Raw genomic sequence first — 15,992 nt, 5'->3', positions numbered from 1 at the left:
TCTCCGGCGGCCGGCGTCGCCGACCGCCACTCCTCGACGCGTACGCGCCCGAGGGGGTTTCAGGGGCAGCGGACGACCTGACCGGCGTAGGTCAGGCCACCGCCGAAGCCGAACAGCAGCACCGGGGCGCCCGACGGCACCTCCCGGCGCTCGACCAGCTTCGACAGGGCCAGCGGCACGCTCGCCGCCGAGGTGTTGCCGGACTCGACGATGTCCTTCGCGATGATCGCGTTGGGGATGTTGAGCCGCTTGGCGATGCCGTCGATGATCCGGGCGTTGGCCTGGTGCGGCACGAAGGCGGCCAGCTCCGACGGGTCGACCCCGGCACGCTCGCACGCCTGCAGGGCCAGCGGCGCGAGCGCGGTGGTGGCCCAGCGGAACACCGCCTGCCCCTCCTGCTGGATGTACGGGCGCCAGCCCTCGATGCGGACCGCGTCGCTCTTCTCCGGCACGGAGCCCCAGACGACCGGGCCGATGCCGGCCGGCTCGTCCTCGGCCGTGGCGGTGACCACCGCGGCGCCCGCGCCGTCACCGAAGATGATGCAGGTGGAGCGGTCGGTCCAGTCGGTGAAGTCGGACAGCTTCTCGGCGCCGATGACTATCGCGTTGCGCGACGCCCCGGCCCGGATAGCGTGATCCACGGTGCCCAGGGCGTACGCGAAGCCCGAGCAGGCGGTGTTGACGTCGAACGCGCCCGGCGCGGCGATGCCCAGCTTGGCGGCGACCCGGCAGGCCACGTTGGGGCTGCGGTCGATGGAGGAGCAGGTGGCGACCACGACCAGGTCGATGTCGGCGGCGGTGAGCCCCGAGTTGGCCAGCGCCTTGCCGGCGGCGGCGGCGGCCATGTCGGCCACCGTCTCACCGTCGGCGATCCGCCGGGTGACGATGCCCACCCGGTCGCGGATCCACTCGTCGTTGGTGTCCACGAGCTGGGCGATGTCGTCGTTGGTCACCACCCGGGAGGGCTGGTAGTGCCCCATCGAGACGATGCGACTGCCGGTCATGAGTGTCCTCCGATGGGGGCGAGCGGTTGGCCCGGCGTGCCGTGGCGGGCGATCAGGTCCCGTGCGGCCGGCAGGTCGTCCGGGGTGTTCAGGGTGACGATCTCCGGGGCGCCCGCGCCCTTGAGCTCCCGCTTGACCAGACCGGCGAGGGTGCCGGCCGGGGGCAGCTCGATCACGCCGGTCACCCCGCGCTCGGCCAGCGTGCGCATGCACAGGTCCCAGCGCACCGCGGCGGTGACCTGGCGGACCAGCCGGCGCACCAGCTCCTGGCCGTCGGTGACGGCGGTGCCGTCGAGGTTCGACAACAGGATCCGGGCCGGATCGGCGGGGGCGATCCCGGCGGCGACCGCGGCCAGCGCGGTCTCGGCCGGGGCCATGTACGGGGTGTGGAACGCGCCGGCCACCTGGAGTCGGATGACGCGGGTCTTCGCCGGCGGGTCGGCGGCGAACTTGTCCAGCCCGTCGAGCGCGCCGGCGGCGACGATCTGGCCGGCGCCGTTGCGGTTGGCCGGGTGCAGCCCGTGCGCGGCGATCGCGGCGAGCACCTCGTCCGGGTCGCCACCGAGCACGGCCGCCATCCCGGTCGGCTCCAGCGCGCACGCGGCCGCCATCTCCCGGCCCCGGATCCCGGCGAGGGTGAGCGCGGCTTCGGCCGAGAGCACCCCGGCCACCGCCGCGGCGCCCAGCTCGCCGACGCTGTGGCCGGCGGTGAGCGTCACGCCGTCCAGCGGCAGGTGCTCGGCGGCGAGCAGCGCCGCCGCGACGAGCAGCGGCTGGGTGCGGGCGGTGTCCTTGATCTCGTCGGCGTCCGCGGCGGTGCCCAGGTGCACCAGGTCCACCCCGGCCAGCGCCGACCACCAGCGCAGTCGCGCCTCGGTGCCGGTCAGGTCGAGCCAGGGGGTCAGGAAGCCGGGTTTCTGGGAACCCTGGCCGGGACTAAGTACGGCGAGCACGCCTATGACTCTCCCGGATACGCGTGGGTAGCGCTGTGCCGAGGCCCACCAAACCGCACTAGAACCTTTGGAGGTTTCTCACAAAGATCGGCGAGGATCATCACTGCTTTGGGCGGATTTCCGGGCGGCCGGGGTCAATGTCTGGGTCGGGACCGCCGTGACCACCGGGACCACCGGATCCAGCCGACCGACGGTCAACGCCACCTGGAGGGCGAACGCGTCCCGGGGCGACAGCGGCGAGAAGCCGGTCACCTCGGCGATGCGGCGCAACCGGTACCGCACCGTGTTCGGGTGCACGAACAGCGCCCGCGCCGCGCTCTCCAGCGTGCCACCGGCGGCCAGGAAGGCGTCCAGGGTCTCCAGCAACTCGCCACCGGCGCGCACCAGCGTCGCGTACACGTCGTGGCGCAACCGGCGACGCGCCTCCGCGTCGCCGGCGAGGGCCCGCTCCGGCAACAGGTCCGCGGCCGGCACCGGCCGGGGGGCGGTCGGCCACGCCGGCGCCGCCCGGAAACCGGACAGCGCGGCCCGCGCCGACTCCGTCGCCTCATCCAGACTGGGTACGGCCGGACCGACCACCACCGGGCCGTCACCGAACGCGTCCAGCAGCTTGCCGGTGGCGCTCAGCGGATCCGCCGCGCCGCCCAGGACGATCACCAACCGGTCGCCGTGCACTCCGCCGATCACCTCGACGCCGATCCGCCGCGCCTGCCGGTACACCACGTGCAGCACGGCGGAGACCTCACCGCCGGGGGAGCGGCCGACCGCCACCGCGACCGGCGGCGCGTCCGCCCAGCCCAGCGCGGCGGCCCGGCTCGCCAGGACGTCCGGCGAGTCACCGCGCAGCAGCGCGTCGACCAGCAGGGCCTGCAACCGGGCGTCCCACGCGCCGCGCGACTCGGCGGCCCGCGCGTACACCCGGGCGGCGGCGAACGCGATCTCCCGGGAGAAGCGCAGCACCGCCTCGCGCAGCAGCTGCTCCTCACCCTCGGCGGCCAGCTGCGAGACCTGCTCCTCGACGACGTCGATGGTCACCTTGATCAGTGCCACCGTCTGCTGGAGGGTGATCGACCGGGCCAGCGCCTGCGGTGCCGCGGCGAACACCTCGTCGGAGACCTCCTGGGTGCTGTCCGCCGTGCCGCCGCCGTCGCGCAGCCACTGCACCAGCGACCGGGCGCCCGCCTGGGCCACCAGCATCACCCAGGAGCGCTGGTCGGCCGGCAGGGCGCGGAACCACGGCAGCGTCTCGTCCATCCGGGCCACGCTGGCGGTGGCCAGCGCTCCCGCCGATCGCTCGATCCGGCGCAGCGTGGCCGCCAACTCCCCACCGTCGGGCGTACTCACCGCCCTAGCCTGACACGTCGTGAGCAGGCCATCCACGCCGGCACCGGTCAGCGGGCCCGGGTCGGCCGGTCCCGGCGCAGGGTCACGGTGGCGCGAGCAGGCCCAGCTCCTGGGCCAGGATCGCGGCCTGCACCCGGCTGCGCAGGTCCAGCTTCGCCAGAATCCGGCTCACGTGTGTCTTGGTGGTGCTCTCCGCCAGCGCCAGCCGGTCGGCGATCTGCTGGTTGGACAGGCCCAGGCCGAGGCAGGCCAGCACGTCGCGTTCGCGCGGGGTCAGGGTGTCCAGCGCGGCCCGGGCGGCCGCCGACGCGCCGGGCGGGGTGGCCGCGAAGGCGGCGATCAGACGACGGGTCACCGTGGGGGCGATGAACCCCTCACCGCGCGCCACGGTGTGCACCGCCGCGACCAGTCCCGCCGCGTCGGTGTCCTTGAGCAGGAACCCGGACGCACCGGCGCGCAGCGCGCCGAAGACGTACTCGTCCAGGTCGAAGGTCGTCAGCACCAGCACGTCGGCGAGCCGGTCGGCGACGATCGCCCTGGTCGCGGCGATCCCGTCGAGGCGTGGCATCCGCACGTCCAGCACCGCCACATCGGGGCGCACCTGCCGGCACAGCCGGACCGCCTCGTCGCCGTCGGCCGCCTCGCCGACCACCTCGATGCCCGGCGAGCCGCCCAGGATCAGGGCCAGCCCCGCCCGTACCGCCGGTTGGTCGTCCGCGAGCACCACCCGTACCGGCGCGGCGCCGGCGTCGCCCGGGCGCGGCGCGGTCACCCGCCCTCCCCGGTGGGCAGCGCGGCCCGGACCTGCCAGCGGCCGTCGTGCGGCCCGGCGGTGAACCGGCCGGCCAGCAGCGCGGCCCGCTCCCGCATCCCGATCAGCCCGGCCCCGGCGCCCGGCAGCCCCGACCCGTCCGGGCGCACCGGATTCTCCACCGTCAGCACCACCTCCGCCGGCCGGTACGCGATGGTCAGCTCCGCCTCGCCCGTGCCGTGCTTGAGCGCGTTGGTCAGCGACTCCTGCACGATCCGGTACGCGGCGAGGTCGACCCCCACCGGCAGCGGGCCCGGGGTGCCGTCGGTGTGCACCCGTACCGCGAGGCCGGCCGCCCGGATCCGCTCGACCAACCCGTCCGCCTCGGCGAGCCGCGCCGTGACCGCCTCCGGCACCGCGCCGACCACGCCCGCCGTGCCCCGCTCACCCGCGTCCGGCTCGCGCAGCAGCTCGATCATCTGCCGCATCTCGGCCAGGCCCTGCACGCTGCTCTCCCGGATCACCCGCAACGCCGACTCCACCTGGCCCCGCTCCAGCCCCGGTACGGACAGCACGGCGGTGGCGTGGATGGCCACCGCGCTCAGGTGGTTGGCGACCACGTCGTGCAGTTCCCGGGCCATCCGCGCCCGTTCGGCGCTGACCGCCTGCCGGCGGTCCAGCTCGACCAGCCGGGCGGTCTGCTCGGCCCGGGCCCGCTCGGCGGCGGCCTGGTCCCGGTACTGCCGCACGCTGATCCCGGTCAGCACCGGCAGCAGCCCGGCGAGCACCACCGGCACCCCGACGGCCGCCCCCCGCCACTGCCCGAAGCCGAGCACGCCGGCCACCACCGCGATCGCGCTCAGCGTCGCGGTGATCCCCAGCAGCCACCGCCACAGCCGGGGCGGGCCGTACACGCAGGCGTCGTAGAGCACCTGCGTGTAGATCACGACGGTGCCCAGCGAGTTGCCCAGCGCCGTGTCCACCACGAGCGCCCCGGTCCCCACCGCCAGGCTGGCGCGTGGCGCGACCCGACGCAGACCGACGGCCACGCACACCGCCAGCAGCGGCGCCAGGAACAGCTCGGGCGGCACGTCCGGGTGCGGGACGATCTGCGGCTGCATGCCCAGGCCGTACAGCACCAGGCCACCGATCAGCGACGCGCCGGCCAGCGTGAGATCCCGGCCGGCCGTGCCGGAGCCGAGCCACGGTGGCGGTCGCATGCCCCGATCCCACCACAACCGTCGACCCTCCGACTCCGACCAGGGAAGGAGCCTGACGGCTCCGACATGCGCCGAAAGGGGTACGTCGAGCGCGTCCCGGACGGTTGGTCCGTCGAAGGGAGGACCCCGATCTCGTCTCCGGCGTCGAGGCCCGGGCCCCGCCGATCGGCGACGCTGGGTGCCGACGACGGGGGAGGTCGCCATGGTGGTCGCGGTGATCATCGGTTGTGAGATCGCGTTCTGGGTGCTGCTCGGCGCCGGGCTGGTGGCCCGCTATCCGCTGCGCCGGCCACGACTCGGCGCGGCGCTGCTGGTCTGCGTACCGCTGGTCGATCTGGCACTGCTCGCCGCGTCGGTGATCGACCTGCGCCGCGGCGCGACCGCAGGCGTCAGTCACGGTCTCGCCGCCGCCTACCTCGGCTTCTCGGTGGCCTTCGGGCACTCGATGGTGCGCTGGGCGGACCAGCGCTTCGCCCACCGGTTCGCCGGTGGTCCGCCGCCGGTGCGGCCTCCCCGCCACGGCTGGGCCCGCACCCGCCACGAGTGGCGGGAGTGGGCCAAGGCGCTCCTCGGCTGGGCTGTCGCGTGCGCCCTGCTCGGTGCGGCGATCCTCTGGGTCAACGACGCGGAACGAACCCGTGAACTGGGCAACTGGATCCGCAGCCTCACCGTCGTGATCCTGATCTGGCTGGTCGCCTTCCCGGTCTGGGAGACCCTGTTCCCTCGCCGCCCGAAGCGCTGACCCCGGGGTACGCCGTGCACAGGCCGTCGGTCCCGGCCAGTACGGTGACAGGGCACGTCGGGGGGAGCGCCCCCGCGCGTGAGTGCGAGCGTGAGGAGACCGGGGATGGCGCACGGGGAGGCCGAGCACGGCTGCGCCCAGGGCGAGCCCTGCCGGCTGGGGCACCACGACCCGCAGGCGGCCGGCAAGCCGCGCCGGCCGGTCGGCGGGGCGTCGGCGCACCCGGCGGAGTCGACCGGCGGCCGTCCGTCCGAGCGGGCCGACGACGACGTGGCCGTGCCACGCCAACGGGCCACCGAGCCGGTGCCGGCCGAGCCGGACGACGTCACCGGCTGCCGCAGCGAACTGCCCGGGTGGGCGGGGGCGCACCGGCACGGCCCGGTCCGGCCGCGTCAGCGGGCCACCCGACGGGAGCGCCCGCCGCGCCGCTGGTGCTGACCGCGCGACGGCTGGTCTGACCCGCCGCCCGAGGTCAGCGGGTCCGGCGGCGGATCAGCAGGGCGATTCCGGCGAGACCGACCGTGATGGTCAGCATGACCGCGACGTTGAGCAGCAGCAGTCGCTGCAACTCGCCGAGCGCTTCGTCGATGTCCCGTGCCGGGTCCATCGTGTCCTCCGGGAGGACCCGCTCGCCGCCGCCCACGCCGCCGCTGACCGTGTCGAACTGCCGCTCCAGCGGCACCCCGGCGGTGCGCAGCGTCTCGGACATGCTGAGCCGGCCGAGGAACCAGCCGGCGCTGGTCTTGCGGCCGTCCGGCTGCTTGGCCGGTCGGTAGACGCGCGGGCCGCCGGCCGCCTTGGGGTAGAGGTCGAACGTCTGCTTCGGCGTCTCACCGGCGAGCACCACGACCGTGTACTTCGGACCGAGGTTGGCTGCCTTCGGCCCGGTCGGCATGCCGGTACGACCGAAGAAGTTGACCTGGTCGATGACCGCCACCACGTGCGTGGGCTGGGTGTCCGACCGGAGCCGCAGCGGCTCGGTGAGCCCTTCGCCGGTGATGTCCACACCGGCGGGTGCCGGCTTGGGCGCCGCGCTGGCCGGGCCGGCGGTGCCGAGCGCCAGCAGTGCCGCCGCCAGCGTGCCCGCCAGCACGGCGACCCAGCGCCTCATCTGTCGGACCATCCCGCCTCCTCGCCCCGTTCGATGGATGGCTTCGTCATGACGTCCGGGTCGGTCGGCCGGTGACAACACCGACCGAGCGGTCGGGCCCACTCTCACAGACTCCGCAGAACGTCGATGAATTGCAGCTTGTGGAACAGTAATTGGAACTATCTGCGATCTCTGCTCGACTAATGAGGAGCTGTTTTGATCAGCGGGCGGATCGTACCCTTACGGAGGGGTTCATGGGGGGCAGGGTTACACGAATGGCGCGGGTCGTGCCAGTGGTGTTCGGCGTGGCGTTCGGTGTGTCGTTGCTGGCCCCGGCGACACCGGCCGCCGCGCACAACTCGCTGACCGGCAGCGATCCGCGCGACGGCGCCCGGGTGGCCACCGCGCCCGCCCGGGTCGAGCTTCGGTTCCTGGCCAAGCCGGCCCCCGCTACGACGAAGATCACAATAACCGGACCGGACAATGTGGTCGCCGGCGGGCAGCCGACCTTCGACGGCAGTCGCGTACGCGTGCCGTTCAAGCCCGGCGCGGCGGGGCTCTACATCGTCGGTTATCAGCTCGCGTCCAGCGACGGCCACCCGATCAAGGGCGAGGTGCGGTTCACCCTCACCACCGGCACGGCCGCCGACCCGTCCGCCAGCCCCTCGGCCGCCGGCACCGGCCCGGCGGCAGCGCCGACCGGCTCGCCCTCGGCCGGGCCCTCGGGAGTCAACCCGTCCTCGGGCGGGCCGCCATCGGCGCCGGCGGGCAGCTCAACGGCGTCCGCTGCGCCAGCGGCCTCGGAGCGGTCCGACTCTGGTGGCCGCTGGTGGCTCTGGGCGCTCGGCGGCCTGGTGCTGCTCGCTGCTCTCGCCGCCGGCCTGGTGTTCCGTCGCAGGAACCGGGCGCACTGATCACACGATCGCCGCAGGCCTGGTGAACGGGGTGTCCGCGTCCCCCTTTGCTCTGCTTCAGCGGAGGCAACACTTCGCGTCCGATATTCGGACACCGGGTGTTGCGTGGGTTGAAGCAGAGCAAAGGGGGCGACGCGTAGGTACGACGCCGGCCCGCTGCCGGTCGGACTGTCAGGGCAGGCGGAGCCGGGCGGCGCGCATCCGGGTCAGGGTGCGCTCGCGACCGAGCACCTCCAGCGACTCGAACAGCGGCAGGCCGACGGTGCGGCCGGTGACCGCGACCCGGACGGGCGCCTGCGTCTTGCCGAGCTTGAGGCCGCGCTCGGCGCCGACCGCCTCCAGCGTCGACTTCAGCGACTCGGCGTCCCAGGACTCCAGCGCCTCGAAGGCCGCGACGGCGGCGTCCAGCAGGTCGCCCGAGCCGTCCTTCATGGTCTTGGTCCAGGCCGCCTCGTCGATCAGCGGCGAGGCCAGGAAGAGGAAGTCGACGTTCGGCACGATCTCGCTGAGCACGGCGATCCGGGTCTGTGCCAGCGGTGCGACGGCGGCGAAGGCGTCGGCGTCGAACTCCTCCGGCTGCCACGGCGGCGGCGCGATGGTCCCGGTGCCGGTCAGCCACGGCTGGCAGGCGTCGATGAACTCGGGCACCGGCAGCGCGCGAATGTACTCGCCGTTGAAGGCGCGCAGCTTCTTCTCGTCGAAGAACGCGGGGGAGGGGTTGACCTCCTCCAGCCGGAACTCGTCCTCGATGACCGACCAGGGCACGATCTCCCGGTCGCCCGACGGCGCCCAGCCGAGCAGCATCAGGTAGTTGCGCATCGCGGCGGCGAGGTAGCCCTCGTCGCGGTACGCCTCCAGGGCGACCTTGTCGCGGCGCTTGGAGAGCTTCTGCCGCTTCTCGTTGACCACCACCGGCACGTGCGCCCAGACCGGCGGCTTGACTCCGAGGGCGTCCCAGAGCAGCTGCTGCTTGGGGGTGTTGGGCAGGTGCTCCTCGGCCCGGATCACGTGGGTGATCCCCATGGTCATGTCGTCGACGACGTTGGCGAGCAGGAAGACCGGCGAGCCGTCGCCGCGGGCGATGACGAAGTCCTCGATGAGCTTGTTCTCGAAGGTGGGCTCACCACGGATCAGGTCGACGACCACGGTGGTGCCCTCGTCGGGCGTACGGAAGCGCAGCGCGTGCCCAGGCCCCGGGCCGAGGCCGAGGTCGCGGTGGTAGCCGTCGTAGCCCTGGTACTGCGAGCCGGTACGGGCCTGCACGTCCTCGCGGGTGCAGTCGCAGTAGTAGGCCCGACCCGACTCGTAGAGCCGGGTGGCGGCGGCCCGGTGCTCGCCGGCGTTCGCCGACTGGAAGTAGGGCCCCTCGTAGCTGCCCCGGGAGATGCCGATCCAGTCCAGCGCGGAGAGGATGCCCTCGGTCCACTCGGGCTTGTTGCGGGCCGCGTCGGTGTCCTCGATGCGCAGCACGAACACCCCGCCCTGCTGCTTGGCGTAGATCCAGTTCTGCAGCGCCGAGCGGGCGCCGCCGACGTGGAACATACCGGTCGGGGAGGGGGCGAAGCGCACACGTACCGTCACGTCCTCCAGCCTACGGCGGCCGGCGACCGCTTTTGGCCACGGCCCCCCGACTCAGGGGACTGAGCGGATCTTGACGACCAGGGCGCTGCCCACCAGGGTGACCGCGGCGGTGACCGCGTAGAGCGTCGGGTAGCCGCCCAGGTGGACGACGAGCGGGGCGGAGAGCGCCGGGCCGAGCACCTGCGGCGCGGAGTTGGCAATGTTGATCACGCCCAGGTCCTTGGCGCGGTCGGTGGCCCGGGGCAGCACCTGGGTGATCAGGGCGGCGTCCACCGAGAGGTAGACGCCGTAGCCGGCGCCGAGCAGCAGGGCGGCGACGATCGCCATCGGCCAGACCGGCGCGATGGCGAGCAGCAGCGCCGCGACCGCCATGATCAGGCCGGAGACGATCACGTAGACCTTGCGCCGCCCGGAGCGGTCCGACAGCCGGCCGGCGACCACCGCGGTCAGCATCATGCCGAGCGTGTAGAGCAGGATCAGCACCAGCAGACCGCCCTCGGGGTCGGGGTAACGCACCCCGTCGGTGAGGAAGTACAGCAGGTAGAGGGTGCCCAGCGCGTTGCCGAGCTGGACCAGGAACCGGGTGATCCACGCCCAGGCGAAGTCCGGGTGCCGGCGCGGGCTGATCCACATCGAGGCGAACAGCGCCCGGGCCCGCAGTGCCGGGCGGTGCGCGCGGGGCAGTCGGTCGTCGGGAGTGAGCAGCGCGAACGGCAGCGACAGCACCAGGATGGCCACCGCGATGGCCAGGTAGCCGGCGGCGTTGCCGGTGACGACTGCGGTGACCAGCACCGCGCCGAGCACCAACCCGAGCGCCTGCGGGATACCCACCCAGCCGGAGACCGCGCCGCGCTGCGCCACCGGAACCCGGTCCGGGATGGCGGCCGTGAGGCTGGCCAGCATCGCGTTGAAGCAGACCTGGGCGGCGACCCAACCGACGGCGACCCCGAGGATGGTCCGCTGCTGGGCCAGCAGCACCAGCGCCGCCGCGCCGAGCACCGCGCCGCCCGCGGTCCAGACGTGCCGACGACCGAACTCCCGGCCGAGGATCCGCAGGCAGGTCCGGTCGGACAGCGCGCCCGCCAGGGGGTTGGCCAGCACCGCGGCCAACGCGCCCAGGCCGGTGACCACGGCCAGCATGGTCTCCTTGTCGGCGGGCGCGATCCGCTCGATCTGCTGGGGCAGCAGCACCTGGATCGGGGTGAAGAACGCCATCCACACGCCGAGGTTGGCCGCGAAGACCAGACCGATCCAGCCGCGTCGCACCGGCACGGTCGGTTCGGCGAGCGCCGCCGGCAGCGCCGCTGGTGCGGGGTCGAGGGTGGTCACCGCGCCGAACCGTCCCGGGAGGCCGCGATCACGTCCCGCAACCAGGCGTACGACGACTTCGGTGTACGCCTCTGGTCGGCGTAGTCGACGTGCACCAGCCCGAAGCGCTTGGTGAACCCCTCGGCCCACTCCCAGTTGTCCAGCAGCGACCAGACGAAGTACCCGCGTACGTCCACCCCGTCGTCGATGGCGGCCCGGACCGCCCGCAGGTGCCCGTCGAGGTACGCGATGCGCTCCGGGTCCGCCACCTGCCCGTCCGCGTCGGGTGCGTCGTCGTATGCGCAGCCGCTCTCGGTGATCTCGATGGGTGGCAGCGCGTCGCCGTACGTGTCACGCAGCCAGCCGAGCAGCTCGCGCAGCCCGTCGGGGGCGACCGGCCAGTCGAAGGCGGTACGCGGGTAGCCGTCCAGCGGCACCAGGTCGAACGGCAGCGGCGAGCCCTCCTCGGCGGCCCGTACGCCGGTGGGGTTGTAGTAGTTCACCCCCAGCACGTCGATGGGCGCGGCGATGGTGTCCAGGTCGCCGGGGCGGACGACGCCCGGGTCGAAGCCGGGCAGCTCCGGGTAGCCGCGGCCGAGCAGCGGGTCGGTGAAGAGCCGGTTGTGCAGCGCCTCGTACGCGGCCCCGGCGGCCCGGTCGGCGTCGCGGTCGCCGAGCACCCGCACCGGGGAGTAGTTGTTGGCGATCGCCACCGGGCTGGCGCTGCTGGCGCGCAGCGCGGCGACCGCGAGCCCGTGCCCGAGCAGTTGGTGGTGGGCGACGGGGAAGGCGTCGAAGAGCAGCATCTCGCCGGGGGCGTGCACGCCCATGCCGTAGCCGAGGCTCATGTGGATGAACGGCTCGTTGAGGGTGATCCAGAGCCGGACGCGGTCGCCGAGACGGGCGGCGGTCCGCTCGGCGTAGTCGGCGAAGCGGGCGGCGGTGTCGCGGTTGAGCCAGCCACCGGCGTCCTGCAGGGGTTGGGGCAGGTCCCAGTGGTACAGGGTGGCCACCGGGTCGACGCCGGCGGCCAGCAGGTCGTCGACCAGGCGGTCGTAGAAGTCCAGGCCGGCGGCGTTGGCCGCGCCGCTGCCGCTGGGCTGCACCCGGGGCCAGGCGATCGAGAACCGGTACGCGGAGACGCCCAGACCGGCCAGCAGCGCTACGTCCTCGGCGTACCGGTGGTAGTGGTCGCAGGCGATCTCGCCGCTGCTGCCGTCGCTGATCCGGCCGGGGGAGCGCGCGAAGGTGTCCCAGATGGACGCTCCGCGTCCGCCGGCCGTGGTGGCGCCCTCGATCTGGTGGGCGGACGTGGAGACGCCCCAGCGGAAGCCGGCGGGGAACTCGGGCATCGGTGCGGTCGGCATGCGCCCTCCCGGTCAACGTGAAACGTGTTCGGGACTCTAGGGCGCTGTCGATGAATGCGCCATAGGCCGGGTTGGCGCAATCCGCAATGGTTGATCGGCGTGTCTTTTTCCTAACCCGTCCACGTAAGTCCGATTTAGCGCATAGAGTGCCGATATCGTGGGATGTCCTCACTGGAGGAAAGACGGAAATGATCCTCGTGGAACGCAGTGCGCACGTGGCGGCGCCGGTGGAAGTGGTCTGGGACGTCGTGCAGCGGGCCGAGCAGTTACCGGCCTGGCTGGCGGGGGTCCGCGCGGCCGAAGTGCTCTCTGGAGAGGGCTTCGGGCGGCGGCAACTGGTCCAGGCGGGGCGCGGTTCGGCGCATGAGGCCGAGGTGATCGCCTATCAGGAGCCGACGCTGATCGGCTGGCGGGAACGGGCCAAGGGTGCCGGTGCACGTGCGGAGGCGCGCACCGAGATCTACGTCCAGCTCACCGAGGACGAGGAGGAGGAGGGCGGGACGATCGTGCGACTCATCGTCGTCCGCTGGCCGGCCGGCCCGGTCAAGGCGGCCCTGCTGCGCCTGGGCCTGCGCCGGGTCGGCGCCGACCTGGAGGACTCGCTCGCCCGGCTCACCGACCTGGCCGCCGTCGGCTGACGGGCGCGTCTGCTCCCGGCGTCACCCGCCCCTGGCGGTGGCCCCGGGCCCCCGCCAGGGGCCCCTGGACCGCCGCCGCTCCCCACTCACCCGCCGTCCGCCCGGTCGGTCGGGGCCGGGAGCGAGGGTGCGGGTGCACCAAGAAGGGCCCGGCGCGGGTGCGCCGGGCCCTTTCTCGATCGTGCTGGATCAGCTGTCGCCGCCGGTCTCGCCGACCGGGGCGGCGTTGACGTCGTCGATCGCGTACTTCTTGGCGGCCTCGGCCGGCACGGTGGCCGGCACCGCGCCGCTGCGGGCGAGCTGCCGCAGCGTGGCGACCACGATCGACTCGGCGTCGACGTGGAAGTGCCGGCGCAGCGCGTGCCGGGTGTCCGACATCCCGAAGCCGTCGGTGCCCAGCGACGTGTAGTCGCCGGGTACCCAGCGGGCGATCAGGTCCGGTACGGCGCGCATCCAGTCGCTGACCGCGACCTTCGGCCCGTCCGCGTCGGCCAGCTTCTGCGCGACGTACGGCACCTTTGCCTCGGCGCCCGGGTTGAGCAGGTTGTACTCCTCGGTCTCCACCGCGTCGCGACGCAGCTCGGTCCAGGAGGTCACCGACCAGACGTCGGCGGCCACCCCCCAGTCCTGGGCGAGCAGCTGCTGGGCCTTGAGCGCCCACTGCATGCCGGTGCCGGAGGCGAGGACGTTGGCCTTCGGGCCGTCGACCTGCGGTGCCGGGGAGTAGCGGTAGATGCCCTTGAGCAGGCCCTCCACGTCCACCCCGGCCGGCTCGGCCGGCTGGAGGATCGGCTCGTTGTAGACCGTCAGGTAGTAGAAGACGTTCTCCTGCGCGTCCCCGTACATCCGGTGCAGGCCGGCTTCCATGATGTGGGCGATCTCGAAGGAGAACGCCGGGTCGTACGCGACCACCGCCGGGTTGGTGGCGGCGATCAGCAACGAGTGGCCGTCCTCGTGCTGCAGGCCCTCACCGTTGAGCGTCGTCCGCCCCGCGGTCGCGCCGAGCAGGAAGCCCCGCGCCATCTGGTCGGCCGCCGCCCACAGTCCGTCGGCGGTCCGCTGGAACCCGAACATCGAGTAGAAGATGTACATCGGGATCATCGGCTCGTCGTGGGTGGCGTACGCCGAGCCCGCGGCGGTGAACGAGGCGACCGAACCGGCCTCGTTGATGCCCTCGTGCAGGATCTGCCCGGTCGTCGACTCCTTGTACGACAGGAACAGCTCCCGGTCGACCGAGGTGTAGCGCTGCCCGTGCGGCGAGTAGATCTTCGCGGTCGGGAAGATCGAGTCGAGGCCGAAGGTGCGGGCCTCGTCCGGGATGATCGGCACCCAGCGCTTGCCGAACTCCTTGTCCTTCATGATGTCCTTGAGCAGGCGGACGAAGGCCATCGTGGTGGCCACCTTCTGCTTGCCCGAGCCGCGCTTGACGTCGGCGAACCGCTCCGGACCGGGGATGGTCAGCCGCTTGGTGCTGGTCCGCCGCGACGGCAGGTAGCCGCCGAGCTGCTCGCGGCGCTCCTTCAGGTAGGCCAGCTCCTCGGACTTCTCACCGGGGTGGAAGTACGGCGGCAGGTAGGGGTTGTCCTCCAGCGCCTTGTCCGGGATGTCCAGGTAGAGCCGGTCGCGGAAGGTCTTCAAGTCCTCCAGCGTCAGCTTCTTCATCTGGTGGGTCGCGTTGCGGCCCTCGAAGTGTGAGCCGAGCGTCCAGCCCTTGATCGTCTTCGCCAGGATGACCGTCGGCTGACCGGTGTGCTCGGTGGCCGCCTTGTAGGCCGCGTAGAGCTTGCGGTAGTCGTGCCCACCCCGCTTGAGGTTCCAGATCTCGTCGTCGCTCAGCGGCTCGACCATCTTGCGGGTCCGTGCGTCCCGGCCGAAGAAGTGCTCCCGCACGTACGCGCCGGACTCGGCCTTGTAGGTCTGGTAGTCGCCGTCGGTCGTGGTGTTCATGAGGTTGACCAACGCGCCGTCGGTGTCGGCGGCGAGCAGCGGGTCCCACTCACGGCCCCAGACCACCTTGATCACGTTCCAGCCGGCGCCGCGGAAGAACGACTCCAGCTCCTGCATGACCTTGCCGTTGCCCCGGACCGGGCCGTCCAGCCGCTGGAGGTTGCAGTTGATCACGAAGGTGAGGTTGTCCAGCTCCTCGCGGGCGGCCACACCGATCGCGCCCAGCGTCTCCGGCTCGTCCATCTCGCCGTCGCCGAGGAACGCCCACACGTGCTGCTGCGAGGTGTCCTTGATGCCGCGGTGCTGCAGGTACCGGTTGAACCGGGCCTGGTAGATCGCGTTCAGGCCGCCGAGGCCCATCGAGACGGTGGGGAACTCCCAGAAGTCCGGCATCAGCCGCGGGTGCGGGTACGACGGCAACCCGCCGCCCGGATGCGACAGCTCCTGGCGGAACCCGTCGAGCTGGTGCTCGCTGAGCCGCCCCTCCAGGAACGCCCGCGCGTACATGCCGGGGGAGGCGTGGCCCTGGTAGTAGATCTGGTCGCCGCCGCCCGGGTGGTTCTTGCCCCGGAAGAAGTGGTTGAAGCCCACCTCGTAGAGCGACGCCGAGCTGGCGAAGGTGGAGATGTGGCCGCCGACGCCGATCTCCGGGCGCTGCGCCCGGTGCACCAGCATGGCGGCGTTCCACCGGACGTACGCCCGGATGCGCCGCTCGACGTGCTCGTCACCCGGGAACCAGGGTTCCTGCTCCGGCGGGATGGTGTTGATGTAGTCGGTGGTGGTCAGGGGCGGAACCCCGACCTGGCGCTCACGGGCCCGCTCCAGCAGGCGCAGCATGACGTAGCGGGCGCGTTTGGCGCCGCGCTCGTCGATGACACCGTCAAGCGACTCGACCCATTCGCTGGTCTCTTCAGGGTCGATGTCCGGAAGCTGGCTCGGTAGGCCGTCGCTGATCACCGGGCGCTTGCGTTCCGTAGCCACAGGCGTTCCCTCGGTTGTGTGTGGGATAGGTCTCTAGCGCCATCCTGCCCCCTGGTGGCACCCGTCGTCACGTCTAGGTGCCCCCGACGCGATGCTGAACACAGGTACCCGTCGGTAACTTAGCGCGACGACCCTTCCTTTCCCCATGCACC

General features: G+C 72.7%; 14 protein-coding genes. 4 read left to right on the top strand and 10 right to left on the bottom strand.

Annotation, left to right across the window (positions count from 1 at the left end):
* Window positions 1-59 precede the first annotated feature (59 nt).
* The 5 genes from ABZT87_RS11195 to ABZT87_RS11175 all read right to left on the bottom strand — a co-directional run bounded on the left by ABZT87_RS11195 (window position 60) and on the right by ABZT87_RS11175 (window position 5,272).
* The gene (locus ABZT87_RS11195; protein WP_354859465.1) at window positions 60-1,004 is read right to left on the bottom strand and encodes a beta-ketoacyl-ACP synthase III; all 945 of its coding nucleotides are present in this window, start codon (window positions 1,002-1,004) and stop codon (window positions 60-62) included.
* Window positions 1,001-1,957, bottom strand: coding sequence for an ACP S-malonyltransferase (locus ABZT87_RS11190; RefSeq protein ID WP_355135119.1), 957 nt, complete (start codon window positions 1,955-1,957; stop codon window positions 1,001-1,003). The genes ABZT87_RS11195 and ABZT87_RS11190 overlap by 4 nt, the downstream gene beginning before the upstream one ends.
* A 78-nt stretch (window positions 1,958-2,035) precedes the next feature.
* Complete coding sequence (locus tag ABZT87_RS11185; protein WP_354859469.1) at window positions 2,036-3,337, bottom strand: helix-turn-helix domain-containing protein; 1,302 nt, start codon at window positions 3,335-3,337, stop codon at window positions 2,036-2,038.
* A gap of 46 nt (window positions 3,338-3,383) precedes the next feature.
* The gene (locus ABZT87_RS11180) at window positions 3,384-4,073 is read right to left on the bottom strand and encodes a response regulator transcription factor (protein ID WP_355135117.1); all 690 of its coding nucleotides are present in this window, start codon (window positions 4,071-4,073) and stop codon (window positions 3,384-3,386) included.
* Window positions 4,070-5,272 carry a histidine kinase gene (locus ABZT87_RS11175; RefSeq protein ID WP_355135115.1) on the bottom strand — a complete coding sequence of 401 codons (1,203 nt, stop codon included), beginning with the start codon at window positions 5,270-5,272 and terminating at the stop codon, window positions 4,070-4,072. The genes ABZT87_RS11180 and ABZT87_RS11175 overlap by 4 nt, the downstream gene beginning before the upstream one ends.
* Window positions 5,273-5,474: 202 nt before the next feature.
* Between ABZT87_RS11175 and ABZT87_RS11170 the strand changes: the two genes are divergently transcribed.
* Entirely contained in the window at window positions 5,475-6,014 is a 540-nt protein-coding gene (locus ABZT87_RS11170; RefSeq protein WP_355135113.1) for a hypothetical protein, read from the top strand.
* A 105-nt stretch (window positions 6,015-6,119) separates the two neighbouring features.
* Window positions 6,120-6,452 carry a hypothetical protein gene (locus ABZT87_RS11165; RefSeq protein ID WP_354859476.1) on the top strand — a complete coding sequence of 111 codons (333 nt, stop codon included), beginning with the start codon at window positions 6,120-6,122 and terminating at the stop codon, window positions 6,450-6,452.
* Between the two features lie 34 nt (window positions 6,453-6,486).
* Here the strand turns inward: ABZT87_RS11165 and ABZT87_RS11160 are convergent, their stop codons facing one another.
* Window positions 6,487-7,137: a hypothetical protein gene (locus ABZT87_RS11160; protein WP_354859478.1), complete on the bottom strand. Its 651-nt coding sequence runs from the start codon at window positions 7,135-7,137 to the stop codon at window positions 6,487-6,489.
* Window positions 7,138-7,379: 242 nt separating this feature from the next.
* Between ABZT87_RS11160 and ABZT87_RS11155 the strand changes: the two genes are divergently transcribed.
* Entirely contained in the window at window positions 7,380-8,018 is a 639-nt protein-coding gene (locus ABZT87_RS11155; protein ID WP_355135111.1) for a copper resistance CopC family protein, read from the top strand.
* 171 nt (window positions 8,019-8,189) lie between these two features.
* Here ABZT87_RS11155 and gltX read toward each other — a convergent pair whose 3' ends face one another.
* From gltX to ABZT87_RS11140, 3 genes are read right to left on the bottom strand one after another with little or no spacing between them, the layout of a single operon-like run.
* Complete coding sequence (gene gltX / locus ABZT87_RS11150) at window positions 8,190-9,599, bottom strand: glutamate--tRNA ligase (RefSeq protein WP_355135109.1); 1,410 nt, start codon at window positions 9,597-9,599, stop codon at window positions 8,190-8,192.
* A gap of 51 nt (window positions 9,600-9,650) precedes the next feature.
* Window positions 9,651-10,928: an MFS transporter gene (locus ABZT87_RS11145; protein ID WP_354859485.1), complete on the bottom strand. Its 1,278-nt coding sequence runs from the start codon at window positions 10,926-10,928 to the stop codon at window positions 9,651-9,653.
* Window positions 10,925-12,274, bottom strand: coding sequence for a GH1 family beta-glucosidase (locus ABZT87_RS11140; RefSeq protein ID WP_355135107.1), 1,350 nt, complete (start codon window positions 12,272-12,274; stop codon window positions 10,925-10,927). Before ABZT87_RS11140 ends, ABZT87_RS11145 begins: the two co-directional genes overlap by 4 nt.
* Window positions 12,275-12,462: 188 nt before the next feature.
* Between ABZT87_RS11140 and ABZT87_RS11135 the strand changes: the two genes are divergently transcribed.
* Window positions 12,463-12,912: an SRPBCC family protein gene (locus ABZT87_RS11135; RefSeq protein WP_354859490.1), complete on the top strand. Its 450-nt coding sequence runs from the start codon at window positions 12,463-12,465 to the stop codon at window positions 12,910-12,912.
* 189 nt (window positions 12,913-13,101) lie between these two features.
* Here the strand turns inward: ABZT87_RS11135 and aceE are convergent, their stop codons facing one another.
* On the bottom strand, window positions 13,102-15,840 hold the full coding sequence (gene aceE, locus ABZT87_RS11130) for a pyruvate dehydrogenase (acetyl-transferring), homodimeric type (protein ID WP_354859492.1): 2,739 nt from the start codon (window positions 15,838-15,840) through the stop codon (window positions 13,102-13,104).
* Between the last annotated feature and the right edge of the window lie 152 nt (window positions 15,841-15,992).

This window comes from Micromonospora sp. NPDC005237 (genome assembly GCF_040607775.1).
Classification (GTDB): domain Bacteria; phylum Actinomycetota; class Actinomycetes; order Mycobacteriales; family Micromonosporaceae; genus Micromonospora.
The sequence above is the reverse complement of the archived record's forward strand: the minus strand, read 5'-3'. Positions and strand labels throughout refer to the sequence as shown.